We start from the raw sequence: 19,126 nt of genomic DNA, 5'->3' as shown, positions 1-19,126 counted from the left end.
ATTCGGGCAATGCGCAGTCCTGATAAAAGGCGGTCAACGCAAACCAATCAGCCAGGGGATCAACCATGGAAGAGGCCAACACGCGTCGACGCGCCCGGGGTGGCGGCGGTGCCGCACGGCGGGCGGAACGCACCGCGGTGCATATCGAAACCGCCAAGTACATCGAACGCAACATCCCCAATTTCGAAGTGCTGAACGAAGAGGCACTGGAAATCATCGAGGCCAACGCCGAAACGGTGCTGGCCGAGATCGGTGTGAATTTCGTCAACAACCCCGCGGCGCTTGAGCGCTGGCGCGCGGCGGGTGCCGAAGTGCAGGACGAGCGGGTGCGCATTCCGCGCGGCCTTGCGCGCCAGTTGTGCGCGACCGCGCCCAGCCAGTTTACCCAGCATGCGCGCAATCCCGAGAAATCGGTTGTGATCGGTGGGCGCAACCTGGTGCTGGCGCCGGTCTATGGCCCGCCCTTCGTGCGCGACGCGCAAGGCGGCCGCCGTTATGCCACCATGGCCGATTTCGAGAAATTCGTGAAACTGGCCTACATGTCGAAATGGCTGCACCATTCCGGTGGTACCGTCTGCGAGCCGACCGACATTCCGGTGAACAAGCGGCACCTGGACATGCTGCTGGCGCATATGACGCTGAGCGACAAGCCCTTCATGGGGTCGGTTACCGCGCCGGAACGGGCGCAGGATTCGGTCGACATGTGCGGCATCCTGTTCGGCAAGGACTTTGTGCGCGACAACACGGTGATGACCTCGCTGGTCAACATCAACTCTCCCATGACGTTTGACGACATCATGATGGGCGCGCTCGAGGTCTATGCGGCCAACAACCAGGCCGCGATCGTATCGCCCTTCATCGTCGGCGGCGCGATGGCGCCGGTGTCGGTTGCGGGGACCCTGACACAGGTTCTGGCCGAGGTTCTGGCCGGTGTGGCCTATAGCCAGCTGGTGCGTCCCGGCGCGCCGGTGATCTTTGGCGCCTTCGTGTCGTCCATCGACATGAACTCGGGAGCGCCGACCTTTGGTACGCCCGAGGCGTCGCTGATCACCTATGGCGCGGGCCAACTGGCGCGCCGCCTGAACCTGCCGTACCGCTCGGCCGGGTCGTTCTGCGGCTCGAAACTGCCCGATGCGCAGGCGGCCTATGAGACCGCGAATTCGCTGAACATGGGGCTGATGGCGGGCGTGAACTTCATGCTGCACGCCTGCGGATGGCTCGAAGGCGGTCTGGTAGCCGATTTCGAGAAATTCGTGATGGATGCGGACCAGCTGGGCGTTCTGCACGGTCTGGCCAAGGGCATTCCCGTGGATGTGAACGCCCAGGCGATGGACGCCATCCGTGAAGTGGGGCCGGGCGGGCACTACCTGGGCTGTGCGCATACCCAGGCCAATTTCAAATCGGCGTTCTGGAAAACAGAGCTGCTGGATTACAAACCCTTCGAGACCTGGGAAGAGGAAGGCGCAAGGGACACTTACGCCCTGGCCTCGAACCGGGTGGAGAAACTGTTGGCCACGTATCGCCAGCCGGACATGGACCCGGAGATCGCCGGAGCGCTTGCCGCCTACGTGGCCGAAAAGAAAGCGTCGATGCCGGACGCTTTCATGTAATCAATCCTGGAGCGAGGCGCGGTTGGCCTGAACCAGTTGCGCCTCGCCCATCATGGCGATCAACAGATCGACATGCCGTGACAGCGAATATCCCGCATCCTCCGCGCGGCGCTGATCATCTATCTCCCGCTCCATTTCCATAAGTCTCAGAAGCGCCACCGCTGGCCGTGGCAGGCTGCCGTATCCCAGTATCCTCTGGAGGTGGCGGTCTCTGTTGTATTCTGCCTGCCCGATCCGTGCGGCACGTATCAAAAGGCGCGGACGGCGCAGGGCGGTCAACATGGAGAACACATCTTGCATTGCAATACCTCGGCTGAGTGAGTGTTGGTGTTTGCTCGAAGATAAAGCAACCCAAGGTAGTGTTGCGCTTGATGGGAAATACCGCGCGGTCGCTTCAGTTTTGTTTATTTTTTTGAAACAAATATGGCGTTCAAGTGCCAACAGTTAACCACAGGGTAACAAAAAAACACGTAAAACGTGTAAAATTTGTGGATAACTCGGGGATAACAGGAATAGCCAAAGTGTCGTCAGGGTTCGAAAACAATGGTTGATGTATTTGAAACCGCGATCCCGGGATGGGTGCCTGAAAGTGCGCAACACTACCTTGCCCATACCGAGGCCGGTTTTTCGATACGAGATCTGGCGCGTGGAGCCGGGTGCCATGCCTCGACCGTGCTGCGTCAGATACGAAGGGTCGAGTTGCGGCGTGACGATCCGTTGGTCGATGCCGCTCTGCACACTTTGGCAGCAGCCCTCTTTCCGCCGCTCGGCGGACGCCCCACAAAGGATCATCCTGCAATGAAATCTTTGGCCGTACAAACCGACGAAACGCTCGATTCGCTGACATTCTACCGTGAAGCCGTCCGGGTATTGCGCAGGATGTGCGAAAGTGGTGCGGTCCTTGCAGTGGCCGAGGATATGGACAAGGCCGTTGTAGTGCGAGACGACCGGAATGGCGGGAACACGCGTACAGCGGTGGTCGACAGCGGCATGGCGCAGGCTCTGGCGCTCAAGGATTGGATCGCCTGTGACCATCCGGGACGCATAAGCCGCTACTACATCACTTCGTCAGGGCGCAGCGCCCTGAGCAGGCTGATTGCGGAAGAAGAAAACCGGGTTCGCGCGGCAAAGGATGGTTTCGCCGAGGCGCAAAGCCCGTTTCAGTTACAAGATCGGTCAACGGGTCCCGGATCGGCAATGGGCGACGGCAATGACCGACCACGCAGGGTACGTTACGGTGGGGTGGAAAGCCCGCTTGTCACACTGGCGAGGCGCAAGGACCGCGATGGAACGCCCTTTCTGGACGATACATTGGTACGGGCGGGAGAGCGGTTGCGCGAGGACTTCGAACTCGCGCAACTGGGTCCAGGTGTGACACAGAACTGGGATCGATTCCTGACAGGCGGCGTGCGGGGCAGCCTGCCGGGAGACGGCGGTGTGGGGCATGGACCCGACGCGGCTCGGAAACGGGTGGTTCGGGCCTTGTCGGACCTTGGTCCGGGGCTCAGCGACGTGGCGCTGCGATGCTGCTGCTATCTCGAAGGGCTGGAGCTGACCGAAAAACACATGGGATGGTCCGCCCGCTCCGGCAAGATCGTGTTGCGCATCGCGCTGCAGCGCCTCAAACGCCACTATGACGAACAGGCGTCCAGCGATCGCCTGATCGGCTAGGACCGCACGCCCTGGCATGCCACGCGCCCTGCGCCATCCAGGGCCAACCCAAGGGTTTCGGTTCTGTCTTTGCGTCCGGTTGAAGAACCAGTTTTTTCGGGTGATCGTTGGCCCGCCGTTTCACGCAGTTCGAACGCGACGTTCCAGGGGATTTCCGGTCGACCGAGAAACGCATTGCGGATTTTCGTGAAGCTCTTAGAGTCTTCCAATGACCTTCACCCTGCGGCAACTCCATTATTTCAAGGCTTTGGCCGAACAACGAAATTTCGGGCGGGCAGCCGATATCTGCCATGTCTCTCAACCGGCGCTATCGGTGCAGGTCCGCGCACTTGAGGAGAGCCTTGGCGGCAGGCTCGTGGAACGCCGCGCCCGCGACGTGGTCTTGACGCCGTTTGGCCGCAGCATCCTGCCGATGATCGAAGAGGTTCTGACAAGCGCGGATCGCCTGGAGCGGTTTGCCCAGGCCCAGGCCGGGGCGGGTGTTCTGTCGCTGGGCCTGATCCCGACCATGGCGCCTTATCTGTTGCCCGGCGTCCTGTCCGAACTGCGGGCACGGAATGTGGCGCTCAAGATTCATGTGCGCGAAGCCCGCACCGAACAGTTGCTGAACGCCCTGACCAAGGGCGAACTCGATGCTGCGGTGCTGGCCCTGCCGTTGGGGCAGGCCGGGCTTACGGCCGTCGAGCTTTTCGAGGACCGCTTTCTGCTGGCCGGGTCCGCGGAACGGCTGGACCGTCTGCGGCAACAGACCGACAGGGTCAGGCCGACCGACTTGCAACCGGCGCAATTGATGCTGCTGGAAGACGGACATTGCCTGACGGATCAGGCCCTTGAGGTTTGTGGCCGGGACCGGAGCGGGGCGGGCATCAACATGGGGGCATCGTCGCTGGCCACCCTGTCGCGGCTGGTGGCGGGCGGGTTCGGGTTCACCCTGATGCCCGAGCTTGCGGCCAAGGCGGAAATGGCGGCGGTTCCCGATCTGTGTCTCCACCGGTTTCCCGGCCCCGAACCAAAGCGAATCGTTGGCTTGGCCAGGCGCAGCTCGACCCACCGCGAAAGCTGGTTCGACGACTTGGTCGATGTCATCCGTTCCGTGGGGCAGGAGATCGTATCGCAAACGCGCAACGAAAAAGTGGCGACCTCGGCACACGGGTGATCAGCGGTTCGGCAAACTTGCATGGCGGCCATGCGTCGCTGGCCTTACACGCGACGTAACGTTATGTTACAGACACCGCAGACATTTCCAGCCAAGGGAAATCCGCCCGTGCGTGACCTGAAGATCCCCGAGCAGCGCCACCCCGAAAAGGCGCACCGCCCCGACCAGTCGCAGCCCAAGAAACCGGACTGGATCCGGGTCAAGGCGCCAGGCGGCAAGGGTTATGCCGACACCCGCCGGATCATGCGCGACAACAACCTTGTCACCGTCTGCGAAGAGGCCGGATGTCCCAATGTCGGCGAATGCTGGAGCCAGGGCCACGCCACCATGATGATCATGGGCGAGATCTGTACGCGCGGCTGCACTTTCTGCAACATCGCCACCGGTCGCCCCGATGCGCTGGATGCGTTCGAGCCGGGCCGGGTGGCCCATGCGGTCGAGAAACTGGGGCTGAACCATGTGGTGATCACCTCGGTTGACCGGGACGACCTCGCAGATGGTGGGGCCGAGCATTTTGCCCAGACCATCCGCGCCGTGCGTCACCGCAGCCCGACCACCACGATTGAGATCCTGACGCCCGATTTCCTGAAATGCGCGCCCGAGGTGCTGGAGGTGGTTGTGGCCGCGAAGCCGGACGTGTTCAACCACAACCTGGAAACAGTGCCGGGCCTTTACCCCGAGGTGCGCCCCGGTGCCCGCTATTTCCATTCGCTGCGCCTGTTGCAGCGGGTCAAGGAACTCGATCCGTCGATCTTCACCAAGTCGGGGATCATGGTTGGCCTGGGCGAGGATGCACAGGCAGTGCGACAGGTGATGGACGACATGCGCGCGGCGGAAGTGGATTTCCTGACCATTGGCCAATATCTGCAACCGACGCCGAAACATCACCGGGTCGACCGGTTCGTCACGCCCGAGGAATTCGCCTCTTACGAAAAGGCGGCCTATGGCAAGGGCTTCCTGATGGTCTCGGCAACCCCGCTGACGCGGTCGTCCTATCATGCGGGCGACGATTTTGCGCGCCTGCGCGAGGCCCGGCAGAAGAAGCTCGGCCTGGCATGACGCCGGCCGATCTGGACCGGTTGACGGCGCTGCGCCATGCCTTGCACCGCCGGCCCGAGATTTCCGGCGAGGAAAAGGAAACCGCGGCCCATCTGGCCGGTCTGCTGCGCAGCATGGGGGCGGACCGGGTGCTGACCGGGATCGGTGGGCATGGCGTGGCGGCAGTCTTCGAAAGCGGTGTCGAAGGGCCGGTGGTGGGTCTCCGCTGCGAGCTCGACGCGCTGCCGATCACCGAGCTTGGGCTCTCGGACCATGTCAGCGAGATTGCCGGGAACGGGCACCTGTGTGGCCATGACGGCCATATGGTGACGGTTCTCGCGGTGGGCGAGGCGCTGGCGCGCACAGGCCCGGCGCGGGGCCGCGCGGTGCTGATATTCCAGCCTGCCGAGGAGACGGGCAAGGGGGCGGTGGCCTATCGCGCCGATCCGCAGTTTGCCGATATTGCGCCCGATATTGTCCTGTCGCTGCACAACCTTCCGGGATTGCCGATGGGCGCGGTCGAACTTTGCACAGGTGCCGCCAATTGCGCTTCGCGGGGGATGGCGATCCGGCTTTTTGGCAAAACCGCGCATGCCGCCGCACCGCAGGACGGGTTGTCGCCCGCTGCGGCCATGGCGGCGCTGATGCCGCGTCTGGCGGCGCTGGGGCCGGGCGGTCCGCTGGATGACCGGTTTGCCCTGACCACGCTGACCCATGCGCGCCTGGGACAGGCTACCTTTGGCGTGTCGCCCGGCGAGGGCGAATTGTGGGTGACCCTGCGCACGGTGACGGATGCGCGCATGACGGAACTGATGGCTGAGGCCGAGGCACTGGTGCAGGCCGAGGCGGCAGCGGCCGGGCTGGGCGTCGAGATATTTTATGACGACGTGTTCGAGGCCTGTACCAACGATCCCGAGGCGGTCGAACTGCTGAAAACGGCCTGCAACGACGGCGCGGTGCCGCTGCGCCTGACGAGCACGCCGCAGAAGTTTTCCGAGGATTTCGGTCAGTTCGGCAAGGGGGCGCGGGCGGGCATGTTCTGGCTGGGCGCGGGCGAGGATCATCCGCGCCTGCACAACCCCGACTACGATTTCCCCGACGCGCTGATCCCGGTCGCTGCCGGCATCTTCGAACGCGCCCTGCGCGCGGTCCTGGGGCACGGCCCGGTCAATTCGCAGGCAGCGCCTTGAGATAGGCGGCAATCGCGGCCCGGTCCTCGGGCGGCAGCAGCGCGGTATTCTGGATCACATCGGCCATCGCACCGCCTGCGCTGTCGAAATCAGGGGTGAACCCGGTTTCGAGGTAATAGGCGATATCCTCGGCGCTCCATTTCAGTGCATTTGGGGTCAGGTCGGGAAAGCGGCCCTTGCTGCTGCCGGGGATCGGGCCGCCGGTCAGCCATTTGTCGCGCTGCATTCCGCCCAGCGCATCGCGGGGCGTGTGGCATTCGCCGCAATGGCCCAGCGCCTCGACCAGGTATCGCCCGCGGGCAACCTGTGCATCGCCGGGATCTGCCATGACCCAGCCCTTGCCCACGTTCAGCCATTTCCACAAACCCAGCCCGCGCCGGATATTGAAGGGAAAGCCCACATCATGGGCGCGGCTCGGGGTGTCCGAGACGGGCAGGGTGATCAGATAGGCATAGAGATCGGCGATATCGCCCAACTCTGCATTTGCGTAGGAAACATAGGGAAAGGCGGGATAGTAATGCTGCCCTTCGGGCGAGGTGCCGTGTTGCATCGCGTTGGCCAGATCCTGCGCGCTCCAACCGCCGATGCCATGGTCGGGCGAGGGCGAGATATTGGGCGCATAGAAGGTGCCGAAGGGGCTGGCAAAACCTTCGCCGCCTGCCAGCACCAAACGCGCCTCGCCCTCGGCCCCGGGCGCGGCATGGCAGGCGGCGCAACCGGCGGCGGCAAAGACAAGCTGCCCGCGCGCCGCATCGCCGGTCATGCCCGACATCGAGGAAGGATCGAGGCGCTCCGGCCGGGTCAGAAGCCAGAAACCGGCGAGACCGGCCAGCACCAGCAGGCCGAGATAGCGAAACAGCCGCATCCATCCCTCCAATCTCAATGGACAACCGGCCCCAGTCTAGCCGGGACCGGGGCTGACGTCACTCTTCGGCGCGATAGGCCTTGTGGCAGCCACCGCAGGCCGCGCCAACAGGGCCGATGGCGCCACGCAACGCTTCCAGATCGGTGCCAGCGGCGGTCTGCAGGGCAGCAACAGCTTCGCTCAAGGCCTGCGCCTTGGCGCCGATGTCGGAATCGCCGGCCCAGATCGCGGGCAGGGCGCGCGTGCCTTCGGTCGAGGCATTGTCGGACCCCTCGGGCCATGCCGTCGGCATCCAGATTGAGCTAGACGCAGCCAGGTTCGAGGCCGCCAGCCCGGCGGCTTCGGCATCGTATTCCATCTCGCCCTTGGCCATTGCGCCAAGAATGCCGAGGTTGAAGGCGTTTAGCGTCATCTGCGCCTGGCGCGCCTTGATTTCGCGGGCGAATTCGCCTTGCGAATGGCTTGCGGCAAAACCCACGCCGGACATGGCGACCAGCGCGACGGCTGCTACGGAAATTCTGGCTTTCGAAATCATGTAACGTCTCCACTGTTGGAAAGTTATTGGCAACACTTAAACTCTAGCTGTGATAATCTGCGAGTGTAGTCGGTAATTCTGTCAAAAGGGTAACAATTTTTGCACAGGCTGAATTGGGACGATCTGCGGTTCGTGTTGGCCGTGGCCGAAGCGCAAAGCGTTGCCGGCGCGGCGCGACAACTGGGTGTGAACCATGCCACCGTGTTGCGGCGGATCGCAGCCTTCGAGGACAGCGTCGGGACCCAGGTTTTTGACCGGACGCCGAGGGGTTATACGCTGCGGCCCGACCGGTTACGCCTGATCGCGGCCGCCCGCGAGGTCGGTCAGGCTGTCGGCACGCTGCGGCTTCTGGCAGATGGGATGGATGCCCCTTTGGGCGGTCACGCCCGCGTCACCTCGACCGACTCGCTGTGCCAGACGGTGCTGCCCGAGATCCTGTCGGAAGTGCGCGGCAAGGCGTCCGAATTGCAGATGTCTCTGATCTCGACGAACAGTCACGTGAACCTGTCGCGACTCGAGGCGGAGTTGACTGTCCGCCCGGCACCTGTCCTGCCCGAGGGACTGATCGGCGAAACCCCGGTCGAGATGCATTTTGCGGCCTATGCCGCGCCCGGATGCGCCGATCTGGGCTGGCTCGGGTTCGATGGTACGATGCGGCGCTCGCGCCCCTGGCTCTGGCTTGAGCCGCAGATTGAAAAACACGCGGTCGTCGCTTCGGCCGACAGTTTCCTGGTGCTGCGGGAACTGGCGGCGCGCGGCGTCGGCAAGGCGGTTCTGCCCGTGTTCGTTGCGCGCAACGATTCAAGGTTGCAGCGGCTGGATATCGCGCTGCCGGAAGATCTGGCAACGCCGGTCTGGGTCGCCTGCCACGAGGATCTTGCAGACATGCCACGCCTGATCCGAATCCGGAAGCTTCTGTGCGAAGCGCTTGAGATGCGGGCCGCGCTCTTTGCGGCCTGATGCTACTTCAACAGATCGGAGACGATGCCGACGGCATCGATCACGGTACGGGAATCCTCGTAAATCGACACGATGTCATCATCGATCCGGATATATCGCTGGCCGGGCGGCAACGGCGTCAGTTTCCATTTGTCGAGATCGTCGATGTAGTCGAACCGCAGGTCGTCGGGCAGTTTTGCGCCCCGCGTGTAGCGCTTGATCTGCCCCGGCGGGATGACCTTGGGGCCGTTGGACTTGTCGACCTTGATTTTGTCGTGCCCTTTGGCCTTGCCCTTGTCGTCCTTGGCTTCGGCAACGCCCGAGGCAAGGGCCACTGCAAGGATGCACATAAATGCGGCTATGGCTCTTTTCATGGTCTCTCCCTTTGTCGTCCTCCTCCGACAGCTTAAGCCCGTCGGTTCTGGAACGAAAAAGAAATCCTGATGACCGGACAAGGTCGGAGGCTGCGATCCGCCAGATCAGTTTTCCACGAACCGGACCTTGCCAATGTAGGGAAGGTTGCGGTTGCGCTGCGCGAAGTCGATGCCATAGCCGACAACAAATTCGTCCGGAATTTCAAAGCCGATCCAGTCGGAGCGGAAATCGACCTCACGCCGACTCGGCTTGTCCAGAAGCGCGATGGATTTCAGCCGTTTCGGCTGTCGGCTTTGCAGCAGGCGGATGACATGATTCAGCGTGTGTCCGGTATCGACGATGTCTTCGACGACCAGCACGTCGCGCCCCTCGATCGGGCTGCGCAGGTCCTTGAGGATGCGCACCTCGCGGCTTGATTCCATTGCATTGCCATAAGAGGATGCTTCAAGGAAATCCACCTCGATCGGCAGGTCAAGCTCGCGCACGAGGTCGGCGATGAACACGAAACTGCCGCGCAGCAGGCCGACCACGACCAGCTTGTCGGTGTCACTGAATTCCTTTGAAATCTCGCGGCACAGCGCCTCGATCCGGGCGGCGATTGCCTTGGCCGAGATCATCTCGTCAATCACATAAGCGCGGTCAGTCATCGCAGCCCCCTTGATCTTTGGCGCGCAACATACGACATGACGCGCCATTGTCATCAACAAATGCCCAAGGACCGATGCCCACCCATTCGGAAACCCGACGCCTGCCTCATACCGCCCAGCAGATGTACGATCTGGTTGCCGATGTGGCCAAGTATCCCGAGTTCCTGCCCTGGTGCGCCGCGGCAAGGATCCGCCGCTCCACGCCGCAGGGCGAGGTGGTGGTGATGGAGGCGGATCTCGTCATTTCCTTCAAGGTGTTCCGCGAACGTTTCGGCAGCCGGGTGACACTGTTTCCCACGCAGATGCGGATCGACACGGAATACCTGGACGGGCCGTTCAAATACATGAAGTCCAACTGGGGTTTCGCCGATGTGGCCGAGGGCGGTTGCGAAGTGTCGTTTCACGTCGATTTCGAGTTCCGAAACGCGATCCTGCAAGGGGTGATCGGCATGGTCTTCAACGAGGCGATGCACCGAATCGTGCGCGCCTTCGAGGATCGGGCAAGGGCGCTCTATTCCTGAGCGATGACCTCTTTACGCGGCCCTGTCCGGCGCTAGACTGCGCGCCATGCCAGAATTGACCCTTGCCCTTTCCGAATTCGCCACCGGCTCCATCACCACGACACCTGCCGCCCGGCTGGTCGCGTCGCTGTCTGCCCTCGACTGGTTTGCGGTCGGCCGTGCCGGGGCGGACGAACCCGTGTCCGGGATCGTGCGCGACATGGTGCTGGAGGAGGGCGGCGCGGGCCAGGCCCACCTGTTCGGTGCGGGCGCGGCGCCGTTGCGCGGCGCGGCGCTGGTCAATGGCACGGTGTCGCATGCGCTGGATTACGACGACACCCATTTCGCCCATATCGGCCACCCGTCGGTAGCGGTGTTTCCCGCCGCACTGGCGATGGCCGAAAGCCGCGATGCGGCACTTGTCGAACTGCTCGAGGCGGCGCTGGTCGGAATGGAATTGTCGGTCCGTGTCGGTCTCTGGCTGGGACGGGGGCATTACCAGGCAGGGTTCCACCAGACCGCCACCGCGGGTGCGTTCGGCGCGGCGGCCGCGGCGGGCCGGCTGGCCGGGTTCTCTGCGACGCAGATGGCGCAGGCGTTGGGGCTGACCGCGACGCGGGCAGCGGGGCTGAAGGCGCAGTTCGGCACGATGGGCAAGCCCTACAATGCCGGGATTGCGGCGGCGGCGGGGATCGAGGCGGTGCAACTGGTGCGTCGCGGTTTTGTCGCTAACCCGGACGCGATGGAGGGGGCATTCGGATTCGGGGCGACTCATCATGGGGCCGGCGATCTGTCGGCGCTGGATGGTCTGGGCGAGACCTGGCTGTTCGAACAGGTCAGCCACAAGTTCCATGCCTGTTGCCACGGTCTGCACGCGGTGCTTGAGGCGGCGCGCAGCCTGGATATAGCTGAACCCGAAGTGGCCGCGCTGACGGTACGAACGCATCCGCGCTGGATGAGCGTCTGCAATCAGCCCGCGCCCACGACGGGGCTTGGCGCGAAATTCTCATATACCACCGTTCTGGCCATGCGGGCGCTGGGGCATGACACGGCCCGTCTTGAAAGCTATTCCGACGCGATCTGCGCCGATCCCCGCTTGATTGCGCTCAGACAAAAGGTCGAGGTCCGCGCCGATGAAAGCCTGAGCGAGACCCAGGCGCATCTGTCGCTGCTCAGGCGCGACGGGCAGCGGCAGGAGGCCGAACACGACTTGATGACGCCCTTGACCCTGGCCGCGCGCGAGGAACGGGTGCGCGCCAAGGCGGTCAAGCTGATCGGCGGGCGCATGGCAGACGAGATATGGGGGATGCTGCGCACTGGCGGGCGGGCCGCCGACCTGGGTGCGCGCCTTGCCGCCAGGTAGAGCCGGTTTGTCGGGACATGAAAAAGCGGACCCGTGACGGGTCCGCTTTTTGCCCTTTTCAGGACAAGGAGCGCGCCGAGGTGGGCTCAGCTGCTCATGTCATAGGCCCGCTCGCCATGCACCGAGAGGTCGAGCCCGTTTGTTTCGGTCTCGGCATCCACGCGGAACGGAGTGATCAGGGCCACCAGCTTGATCAACACGATCGTGACAGCGGCCGTAAAGACACCGACGATCACGAGGCCGCCCAGTTGCGCGCTCCAGCTTGCGGCGCCGAAGACCGCGACCATGATCGTGCCGAAGATGCCGCCGACGCCATGGACGGCGAAGACATCGAGCGTGTCGTCGATCTTGAGGATATTGCGCACCAAGCCGACCGCTTCCTGGCAGAGCACGCCCGCGACGGCACCGATGATCAGCGCCTGGACCGGATCGACATAGCCGCTGGCCGGAGTGATCGAGGCCAGCCCGGCGATGGTGCCGGTCACCAGGCCCACGAGCGAGGCCTTGCCATACTTGATGCGTTCCCACAGCGCCCAGCTGAGCGAGGCGGTGGCGGCCGAGATATGGGTCACGGTCATCGCCATCGCGGCGCCACCGTCGGCAGCCAGTTGCGAACCGCCGTTGAATCCGAACCAGCCGACCCAGAGCATGGCCGCGCCGATCATCACAAAGCCGGGATTGTGCGGCGGCGTGGTGCGGTTGCGGCGCGGGCCGAGAAAGACGGCGATGATCAGCGCCGCCAGACCTGCGGTTTCATGCACCACGATGCCGCCGGCGAAATCGCGCACGCCAGTTTCGCCGAAGATGCCGCCATCCGCCAGCATGCCGCCGCCCCAGATCCAGTGCACCACCGGCGCATAGCAGAGCAGCATCCAGAGGCCCGAGAAGGTGAGCACGAAGCCGAAGCCCACGCGCTCGACATAGGCGCCGACAATCAGCGCCGGCGTGATGATGGCAAAGGTCATCTGGAAGGCAAAGAACAGGATCTCGGGCAGGGTGCCGCTGAGGCTTTCGCTGGTGACGCCGGTCAGCAGAAGCTTGTCGAGCCCGCCCCAGACACCCGAAGTGCCGCCGCCGAATGCGATGGAGTAGCCTGCGACGAGCCAGAGAACGCTCATCACGCAGGCAATCGAGAAACAATGCATGAAGACGCTGAGCACGTTGCGTGCCCTGACCAGACCGCCATAGAACAGGGCAAGACCGGGCAGGGTCATGAAGAGGACCAGGGCCGTGGCCACGATGATCCAGGCTGTATCGGCTCCATTCATGGGCCGCTCTCCTTTGCTGCGAATACGAGTGGTGAGAGCGGTTGACAGAAAAAACCACGCGGGAAAAAGAGGCAGCCGGGCGCAAGGGCGCTCAAAAATGACGCTTTTCCAGAAGTGATTAATTTGTGTGCGGATTTGGCGATCAATTGCCCGATTTGCTGGCGATCAGAGAAAGCCCGCGATCCAGCAAAACCAGGGCGTGTTCGCGCGCGGCGCGGCGCACGGCATCCCGTCCCGGTGCGCCGAATTCTACGGTTTGCGTTTCAGTGTCGAAACCTTCACCCGCAAGGGCGAAACAGACCCTGCCTTCGGGCTTGAACTCGGAGCCTCCGGGGCCGGCAATACCGGTGATCGCAACCGATAGCGTGGCCTGCGAGAAATCCAGCGCCCCTTCGGCCATCTCGCGGGCCACTTCCTCGGACACGGCCCCATGCGCGTCCAGGGTCGCCTTGCGCACGCCCAGCATGTCGCGCTTGGCGGCGTTGGTATAGGTGATGAACCCGCGGTCGATCACGGCTGAACTGCCGGGAATGTCGGTCAGCGCCGCCATGACCATGCCGCCCGTGCAGCTTTCCGCCGTTGCGATGGTGACGCCAAGCGTCTTGGCGCGGTCCAGAAGGTCGGCGACGGTCACAGGCCCAGCACTCCATGAGACAGAGTCGCCAGCAGGGCGGTTCCCAACGCGGCGAACCCACCGGCGACGATATCGTCCAGCATCACCCCCAACGGGTCGCCGCGCCGGTCGGCGCGGCCGACCCAGCCGGGCTTGGTGATGTCGAACAGGCGAAACAGCACGAAGGCCGACACCCAACCGGGCCAGAGCGCCGAAATGTCGAGCCCGTGCAGCCAGGCCGGCAGCGAGATGGCCCAGAGCGCAAGGAACTGGCCCGCGACTTCGTCGATGACGATTTCCGAGGGGTCGTGATCGGCCTGCCCGGCGGTCATGACGCCGGTGGCCCAGAGGCCGCCGAAAAACGCGATCAGTGTCGCCACGACCAAAGCCGGAAATCCGCCCGCCTGATGGATGATCCAGGCCAGCGGCAGGGCCGCCAGCGAACCCCAGGTGCCGGGGGCCGGGCGCAGGTATCCGACGCCCGCAACGGTAGCGATCAGCCGGGCGGCGGTCATGGCCGCACCAGGCAGGCGGTGGCAAGTGCCGCGATGCCTTCGCCCCGGCCAGTGAAGCCAAGACGCTCGGAGGTGGTGGCCTTGACCGAGACACGGGTTGCGTCGATGCCCATGATCCGGGCCATTTCCTGTTGCATGGCAAGGGCATGCGGGCCGATCTTGGGATATTCGCAGACCAGTGTGCAGTCGATGTTTGACACCGTGTAGCCGCGGCGGGCCGCGAGGTCGACGGCGTGACGCAGGAAGATTTCGCTGGCCGCTCCTTTCCATTGCGGGTCAGAAGGCGGGAAGTGGCGGCCGATATCGCCTTCGGCCAATGCGCCATAGAGTGCGTCGGTCACCGCGTGCATGCCGACGTCGGCATCGGAATGGCCCTGCAGACCGCGGTCATGCGGCACACGAACGCCGCACAGCATCACGTGATCGCCGGGGCCGAACCGGTGTACGTCGTAGCCATTGCCGAGTCTCACATCCATGTCCTGCCTCAATATCCGTTCGGCACGGGCGAAATCCCCGGCGCGGGTGATCTTCAGATTATCCGGCTCTCCCGGAACGATGGCAACCGAGATCCCGGCTGCGCGGGCGACCTCGACATCGTCGGCCGCATCGTCCGGGTGGGCGGCATGGGCGGTGCGGATGTCATCGTAGTGAAAGCCCTGCGGCGTCTGCGCGGCAAACAGGCCCGCGCGGTCGCGGGTGCCTGTGACATGGCCCTCGCTTCCGGACCAGAGTGCATCCGTGACCGGCAGCCCCGGCGCCGCCGCGCGATGGGTGTCGAGCGCGTTCAGAACCGACATGATCAGTTCCCGCGATACACAGGGGCGGGCTACGTCATGGATCAGCACCTTTGTGATGCCCAGACCGTCGAGCGCCGCCAACCCGTTGCGCACCGATGCCGCCCGGTCCGACCCGCCGGGGGCGAGGATCAGCGGCTTGTCCGCGAATTCATTCCAGGCTTCGCGGTCCTCGGGGTGCAGCACCAGCACCACATGGCCGATCTGCGGAATGGAGAACCGCTCCAGCGTCCAGTCCGCGACGCGCCGGCCCGCCAGCATCTGCCATTGCTTTGGCAGATCGCCCCCGGCGCGTGTACCGCGCCCGGCTGCGACGATGATTGCGGCTGTGGACATGGTGTCTCCCTGACGTTTGCGGGCCGATCTTTATGAGGTGATGCGTTCGCTGGCAATCACCTGCGCCCACCAGCTTAAAAATTAGGCAGATGCGCATTTCTTCCGCCTTGATCCCCGTGGATTCATTGTGCAAAAGGCTATGCCTCATTACCAATGGCTCAACTGCACAAGGATTAGGCAGACGTGACCTTGCGTCTTGGAGAGAAAACCCTGACCCCGCCGGTTCTGCTGGCGCCGATGGCTGGAATCACCGATAGGCCGTTTCGCGACCTGGTGATGGAGTTTGGCGCCGGGCTGGTGGTGAGCGAGATGGTCGCGAGCCAGGAGATGGTTCAGGCCAAGCCCGGCGTGCGTGAGCGCGCCGAACTGTCGGCGGACGTGGAAAACACCGCCGTGCAGCTTGCCGGGCGCGAGGTGCACTGGATCGCCGAGGCTGCCCGCCAGGTCGAGGACCGGGGCGCCCGCATCATCGACATCAACATGGGCTGCCCGGCAAAGAAGGTGACCAACGGTTACTCGGGCTCGGCCCTGCTCAAGACACCCGATCATGCGCTGCGACTCATCGAGGCGGTGGTCGAGGCGGTCGCCGTGCCGGTGACGCTCAAGACCCGTCTGGGATGGGACGAACACCTGATGAACGCGCCCGACGTGGCCTATCGCGCACAGGAGGCCGGGGTGCAGATGGTCACGATCCACGGACGCACCCGGTGCCAGTTCTACAAGGGGCGGGCGGACTGGGCGGCGATCCGCGCGGTGCGCGAGACCGTGAACGTGCCGCTCGTCGCCAATGGCGACATCACCGATGCCGCCGCCGCCCGTGCCGCGCTGGCGCAATCGGGGGCCGACGGGGTGATGATCGGACGCGGCGCGCAGGGCAGGCCCTGGGCGCTGGCCGAGATCTCGCATGCGCTGTATGGCACGACCGCACCAGAAATCCCGCGCGGCCAGGCACTGGTCGACATGGTGACCCGTCATTACGAGGCGATGCTGGCCTTCTACGGCGCCGAACTTGGGCTGCGGGTCGCACGCAAGCACCTGGGCTGGTACATGGACGAGGCCGGCACGGCCCCGGAATTGCGCAAGGCGGTTCTGACCGGCCGCGAACCTGCTGTGGTCATCCGCTTGTTGGCCGACGCCTTGACACCGGAAACGGAGGTGGCGGCATGAACGCCGATGGCGCCATCTGGACCTCGCTGCCGGTTCCGGCCTTTCTGATCGACGAAAACGACCGGATCGCGGATGTGAATTCGGCCGCCGAGGGTTTCCTCAACGCTTCGCGCAAATCGGTTGTCGGGCACCCGATCTGGGACCAGCTTGCGATCGACGCGCCAATCGAACAGGCGTTCGAACGGGCCCGCAAGCAGGGCACGCCGCTGTTCGTCAACGATATCGACGTGGGCTCGGGCAGCCGCGCGCCGCTGCAATGCGGCTTGCAGATCGCGCCGCTGGTCGGGCACCCCGGCTCGATGCTGATTCTGGTCAGCCCGCGCGAACTGGCCGGGCGCATGACCCAGAGCCATTCGGTGAAATCGGCCGCGCAATCGGCCATCGGCATGGCCGAGATGCTGGCGCACGAGATCAAGAACCCGCTGGCGGGCATCACCGGGGCGGCGCAACTGCTGAGCATGAACCTTGCCGCAGAGGATCTGGAACTGACCGACCTCATCGTCGAGGAAAGTCGCAGGATCGTGAAGCTGCTGGAGCAGGTCGAGCAATTCGGCAACCTCAGCACGCCCGATTTCAAGCCCGTGAACATCCACGACGTGCTGGACCGAGCGCGGCGTTCGGCGCTCCTCGGGTTTGGCGCGCACATGACCATCATCGAGGATTACGACCCCTCGCTGCCGCTGGCCTATGGCGATCCCGACCAGCTGCTGCAGGTGATCCTGAACCTGCTCAAGAACGCCTCCGAAGCGGCGGGATCCGATGGCGGGATCATCCGGCTGCACACCTATTTCGAACATTCCTTCCGCCTGCGCCGCAGCGACGGGTCGGGCCATTCGCTGCCGCTTCAGATCGAGATCATCGACGACGGCCCGGGCCTGCCCAATGACATCCGCGCCGATATCTTCGACCCGTTCGTTTCGGGGCGCGAGAACGGAACCGGACTGGGGCTGGCGCTGGTCAGCAAGATCATTTCCGACCATGACGGCTGGATTTCCGTGGACTCGGTGCCTGGACGCACCGTGTTCCGCCTGTCGTTGCCGCGCGTGCCCAAGGGCCGCGCAGAAGAGGAGAAGACCTGATGGATGGCACGGTTCTGGTTGCGGACGACGATCGCACGATCCGCACGGTTCTGACCCAGGCGCTGACCCGCGCGGGATGCAAGGTTCACGCGACATCGAGCCTGACAACGCTGATGCGCTGGGTGGCCGAGGGCAAGGGCGACGTTGTGATCTCGGATGTCATGATGCCGGATGGCAACGGGCTGGAAATGCTGCCGAAGATTTCGCAGGACCGACCCGGCCTACCGGTGATCGTCATTTCCGCGCAGAACACGATCATGACCGCAATCCAGGCGGCCGAGGCCGAAGCCTATGATTACCTGCCCAAACCCTTCGATCTGCCCGACCTCATGAAGCGCACCGCGCGGGCGCTGGAGAAAAAGCGGCGTTCCCCGCAGGACAGGCGCGAGGAGGTCAGCGAACGGCCCGACGAACTGCCGTTGATCGGGCGGACACCTGTCATGCAGGCGCTGTACCGCCTGGTGGCCAAGGTGATGAACACGGATCTGCCGGTCATGATTTCCGGTGAAAGCGGTACCGGAAAGTCTCTGATCGCCCGGACGATCCACGACTTTTCCGATCGCCGGACCTTGCCCTTCGTCACGGTCACGGCTGCGGATATGCAGGAGCTTGAGGGGCCGGCGCGTGTTCTCGCCCGGGTCAAGGGCGGTACGCTTCTGATCGACGAGATCGCGGATATCGGCGACGAGATCCAGGCCCGGATCGTGCGAATGATGGATGCCCCTGGCGACTATGTTCCGAGGTTCATGGCCACCAGCCAGACCGACATGGCCGCGGCGATGGAGGCGGGCAGGGTTCGACAGGACTTGTATTACAGGCTATGCGGCGCACCGATTCACGTGCCCTCGCTCCGAGAACGGGTAGATGACATTCCCTTGCTGACCGAGTTCTTCCTGAACAAGTCCGAGCGGGACGGCGCCCCCAAACGATGGCTGAGTGCGCAAGCCGCCGAACTGTTCCGGATCTATTCCTGGCCGGGCAACGTGCGGCAACTGGAAAACGCGGTTCGACGGCTGTCGCTGATCAGCCGGGCGGAGGAGATCACCCGCGCCGAAGCAGAGCAGGTTCTGGGCAATCAACCGGATCTGGAGCCGGCGCTGGGGGGGCGGGGCGATACCGAGAAGCTCTCTGCCTCAGTGGCCCGGCATCTGCGGCGGTACTTCGATTTGCACGGCAACGTCCTGCCGCCGCCCGGCCTGTACCAGCGCATCCTGCGTGAAGTCGAAGCGCCGCTGATCGAGATCGCCTTGGACGCATCCGGAGGCAACCAGGCGAAATGCGCGGATCTTTTGGGGATCAACCGGAATACGTTGCGAAAGAAAATCACCGATCTCGATATTCAGGTGACACGACGCCGCAAACTGATGTAATATCGTCACACAAGCCGTGGCATCCGGGTCGCATCCCGGCAAGGACCACGAGATATGGCGGTTCGTCGCGCAAGCGGCACATCAGGATGAGGGCA

The 19,126-nt window shown here is 63.9% G+C and carries 20 protein-coding genes; 11 read left to right on the top strand and 9 right to left on the bottom strand.

All coding sequences use genetic code 11. The features are described from left to right. The first annotated feature begins 65 nt into the window (after window positions 1-65). A complete protein-coding gene (locus BLT75_RS01450) occupies window positions 66-1,610 on the top strand; it encodes a trimethylamine methyltransferase family protein (protein WP_093026959.1) in 1,545 nt (514 codons plus the stop codon). On the opposite strand, the gene BLT75_RS01445 is transcribed toward BLT75_RS01450, so the two are convergent. Further along, window positions 1,611-2,051 (bottom strand): DUF6477 family protein, encoded by a 441-nt coding sequence (locus BLT75_RS01445; RefSeq protein WP_342726688.1) that lies wholly within the window; start codon window positions 2,049-2,051, stop codon window positions 1,611-1,613. It abuts the gene before it with no gap. 102 nt (window positions 2,052-2,153) lie between these two features. Between BLT75_RS01445 and BLT75_RS01440 the strand changes: the two genes are divergently transcribed. The 4 genes from BLT75_RS01440 (at window position 2,154) to BLT75_RS01425 (ending at window position 6,665) form a co-directional block, all read left to right on the top strand. Continuing rightward, window positions 2,154-3,281 carry a DUF6456 domain-containing protein gene (locus BLT75_RS01440; RefSeq protein WP_093026955.1) on the top strand — a complete coding sequence of 376 codons (1,128 nt, stop codon included), beginning with the start codon at window positions 2,154-2,156 and terminating at the stop codon, window positions 3,279-3,281. Between the two features lie 208 nt (window positions 3,282-3,489). After that, window positions 3,490-4,437, top strand: coding sequence for a hydrogen peroxide-inducible genes activator (locus BLT75_RS01435; RefSeq protein WP_093026953.1), 948 nt, complete (start codon window positions 3,490-3,492; stop codon window positions 4,435-4,437). Window positions 4,438-4,545: 108 nt separating this feature from the next. Further along, on the top strand, window positions 4,546-5,496 hold the full coding sequence (gene lipA, locus BLT75_RS01430; RefSeq protein ID WP_093026951.1) for a lipoyl synthase: 951 nt from the start codon (window positions 4,546-4,548) through the stop codon (window positions 5,494-5,496). Then, window positions 5,493-6,665, top strand: a complete 1,173-nt coding sequence (locus BLT75_RS01425) for an amidohydrolase (protein WP_093026949.1) — start codon at window positions 5,493-5,495, stop codon at window positions 6,663-6,665. Before lipA ends, BLT75_RS01425 begins: the two co-directional genes overlap by 4 nt. On the opposite strand, the gene BLT75_RS01420 is transcribed toward BLT75_RS01425, so the two are convergent. Both BLT75_RS01420 and BLT75_RS01415 read right to left on the bottom strand, forming a co-directional pair. After that, entirely contained in the window at window positions 6,643-7,530 is an 888-nt protein-coding gene (locus tag BLT75_RS01420; RefSeq protein WP_093026947.1) for a c-type cytochrome, read from the bottom strand. The two genes, BLT75_RS01425 and BLT75_RS01420, sit on opposite strands and share 23 nt — an antisense overlap. Before the next feature lie 58 nt (window positions 7,531-7,588). After that, on the bottom strand, window positions 7,589-8,065 hold the full coding sequence (locus tag BLT75_RS01415) for a c-type cytochrome (protein WP_093026945.1): 477 nt from the start codon (window positions 8,063-8,065) through the stop codon (window positions 7,589-7,591). Between the two features lie 99 nt (window positions 8,066-8,164). Between BLT75_RS01415 and BLT75_RS01410 the strand changes: the two genes are divergently transcribed. After that, on the top strand, window positions 8,165-9,025 hold the full coding sequence (locus BLT75_RS01410) for a LysR family transcriptional regulator (protein WP_093026943.1): 861 nt from the start codon (window positions 8,165-8,167) through the stop codon (window positions 9,023-9,025). 2 nt (window positions 9,026-9,027) lie between these two features. On the opposite strand, the gene BLT75_RS01405 is transcribed toward BLT75_RS01410, so the two are convergent. Beyond that, window positions 9,028-9,378: a hypothetical protein gene (locus BLT75_RS01405; RefSeq protein ID WP_143028494.1), complete on the bottom strand. Its 351-nt coding sequence runs from the start codon at window positions 9,376-9,378 to the stop codon at window positions 9,028-9,030. 105 nt (window positions 9,379-9,483) lie between these two features. Then, window positions 9,484-10,026: a hypoxanthine phosphoribosyltransferase gene (gene hpt, locus BLT75_RS01400; RefSeq protein ID WP_093027325.1), complete on the bottom strand. Its 543-nt coding sequence runs from the start codon at window positions 10,024-10,026 to the stop codon at window positions 9,484-9,486. Between the two features lie 74 nt (window positions 10,027-10,100). Between hpt and BLT75_RS01395 the strand changes: the two genes are divergently transcribed. Beyond that, window positions 10,101-10,547, top strand: a complete 447-nt coding sequence (locus BLT75_RS01395; protein ID WP_093026939.1) for a type II toxin-antitoxin system RatA family toxin — start codon at window positions 10,101-10,103, stop codon at window positions 10,545-10,547. Between the two features lie 46 nt (window positions 10,548-10,593). Then, a complete protein-coding gene (locus BLT75_RS01390; protein ID WP_093026937.1) occupies window positions 10,594-11,889 on the top strand; it encodes an MmgE/PrpD family protein in 1,296 nt (431 codons plus the stop codon). An 86-nt stretch (window positions 11,890-11,975) separates the two neighbouring features. Here the strand turns inward: BLT75_RS01390 and BLT75_RS01385 are convergent, their stop codons facing one another. From BLT75_RS01385 to BLT75_RS01370, 4 genes are all read right to left on the bottom strand, one after another. Next, window positions 11,976-13,157 carry an ammonium transporter gene (locus BLT75_RS01385; RefSeq protein ID WP_093026935.1) on the bottom strand — a complete coding sequence of 394 codons (1,182 nt, stop codon included), beginning with the start codon at window positions 13,155-13,157 and terminating at the stop codon, window positions 11,976-11,978. Window positions 13,158-13,299: 142 nt separating this feature from the next. Continuing rightward, window positions 13,300-13,791: a CinA family protein gene (locus tag BLT75_RS01380; protein ID WP_093026933.1), complete on the bottom strand. Its 492-nt coding sequence runs from the start codon at window positions 13,789-13,791 to the stop codon at window positions 13,300-13,302. Beyond that, window positions 13,788-14,285: a phosphatidylglycerophosphatase A family protein gene (locus BLT75_RS01375; protein ID WP_093026931.1), complete on the bottom strand. Its 498-nt coding sequence runs from the start codon at window positions 14,283-14,285 to the stop codon at window positions 13,788-13,790. The genes BLT75_RS01380 and BLT75_RS01375 overlap by 4 nt, the downstream gene beginning before the upstream one ends. Then, window positions 14,282-15,415 (bottom strand): bifunctional 2-C-methyl-D-erythritol 4-phosphate cytidylyltransferase/2-C-methyl-D-erythritol 2,4-cyclodiphosphate synthase, encoded by a 1,134-nt coding sequence (locus BLT75_RS01370; protein ID WP_093026929.1) that lies wholly within the window; start codon window positions 15,413-15,415, stop codon window positions 14,282-14,284. Before BLT75_RS01370 ends, BLT75_RS01375 begins: the two co-directional genes overlap by 4 nt. Before the next feature lie 183 nt (window positions 15,416-15,598). On the opposite strand from BLT75_RS01370, the gene dusB reads away from it, so the two are divergent. The 3 genes from dusB to BLT75_RS01355 are packed head-to-tail and all read left to right on the top strand — an operon-like array spanning window position 15,599 to window position 19,031. After that, entirely contained in the window at window positions 15,599-16,582 is a 984-nt protein-coding gene (dusB, locus tag BLT75_RS01365; protein WP_093026927.1) for a tRNA dihydrouridine synthase DusB, read from the top strand. Then, a complete protein-coding gene (locus BLT75_RS01360; RefSeq protein ID WP_093026925.1) occupies window positions 16,579-17,661 on the top strand; it encodes a two-component system sensor histidine kinase NtrB in 1,083 nt (360 codons plus the stop codon). Before dusB ends, BLT75_RS01360 begins: the two co-directional genes overlap by 4 nt. Beyond that, window positions 17,661-19,031 carry a response regulator gene (locus BLT75_RS01355; RefSeq protein ID WP_093026923.1) on the top strand — a complete coding sequence of 457 codons (1,371 nt, stop codon included), beginning with the start codon at window positions 17,661-17,663 and terminating at the stop codon, window positions 19,029-19,031. Before BLT75_RS01360 ends, BLT75_RS01355 begins: the two co-directional genes overlap by 1 nt. Window positions 19,032-19,126 lie beyond the last annotated feature (95 nt).

The sequence above is a fragment of the Ruegeria marina genome, from assembly GCF_900101475.1.
GTDB lineage: Bacteria > Pseudomonadota > Alphaproteobacteria > Rhodobacterales > Rhodobacteraceae > Ruegeria_B > Ruegeria_B marina.
The sequence above is the reverse complement of the archived record's forward strand: the minus strand, read 5'-3'. Positions and strand labels throughout refer to the sequence as shown.

Bases quoted from the DNA above. Each gene is read 5' to 3' on its own strand.
- BLT75_RS01450 (WP_093026959.1), top strand. From the start codon at position 66: ATGGAAGAGGCCAACACGCGTCGACGCGCCCGGGGTGGCGGCGGTGCC.
- BLT75_RS01440 (WP_093026955.1), top strand. From the start codon at position 2,154: ATGGTTGATGTATTTGAAACCGCGATCCCGGGATGGGTGCCTGAAAGT.
- BLT75_RS01435 (WP_093026953.1), top strand. From the start codon at position 3,490: ATGACCTTCACCCTGCGGCAACTCCATTATTTCAAGGCTTTGGCCGAA.
- BLT75_RS01425 (WP_093026949.1), top strand. From the start codon at position 5,493: ATGACGCCGGCCGATCTGGACCGGTTGACGGCGCTGCGCCATGCCTTG.
- BLT75_RS01420 (WP_093026947.1), bottom strand. From the start codon at position 7,530: ATGCGGCTGTTTCGCTATCTCGGCCTGCTGGTGCTGGCCGGTCTCGCC.
- BLT75_RS01415 (WP_093026945.1), bottom strand. From the start codon at position 8,065: ATGATTTCGAAAGCCAGAATTTCCGTAGCAGCCGTCGCGCTGGTCGCC.
- BLT75_RS01405 (WP_143028494.1), bottom strand. From the start codon at position 9,378: ATGAAAAGAGCCATAGCCGCATTTATGTGCATCCTTGCAGTGGCCCTT.
- hpt (WP_093027325.1), bottom strand. From the start codon at position 10,026: ATGACTGACCGCGCTTATGTGATTGACGAGATGATCTCGGCCAAGGCA.
- BLT75_RS01395 (WP_093026939.1), top strand. From the start codon at position 10,101: ATGCCCACCCATTCGGAAACCCGACGCCTGCCTCATACCGCCCAGCAG.
- BLT75_RS01390 (WP_093026937.1), top strand. From the start codon at position 10,594: ATGCCAGAATTGACCCTTGCCCTTTCCGAATTCGCCACCGGCTCCATC.
- BLT75_RS01385 (WP_093026935.1), bottom strand. From the start codon at position 13,157: ATGAATGGAGCCGATACAGCCTGGATCATCGTGGCCACGGCCCTGGTC.
- BLT75_RS01375 (WP_093026931.1), bottom strand. From the start codon at position 14,285: ATGACCGCCGCCCGGCTGATCGCTACCGTTGCGGGCGTCGGATACCTG.
- BLT75_RS01370 (WP_093026929.1), bottom strand. From the start codon at position 15,415: ATGTCCACAGCCGCAATCATCGTCGCAGCCGGGCGCGGTACACGCGCC.
- BLT75_RS01360 (WP_093026925.1), top strand. From the start codon at position 16,579: ATGAACGCCGATGGCGCCATCTGGACCTCGCTGCCGGTTCCGGCCTTT.
- BLT75_RS01355 (WP_093026923.1), top strand. From the start codon at position 17,661: ATGGATGGCACGGTTCTGGTTGCGGACGACGATCGCACGATCCGCACG.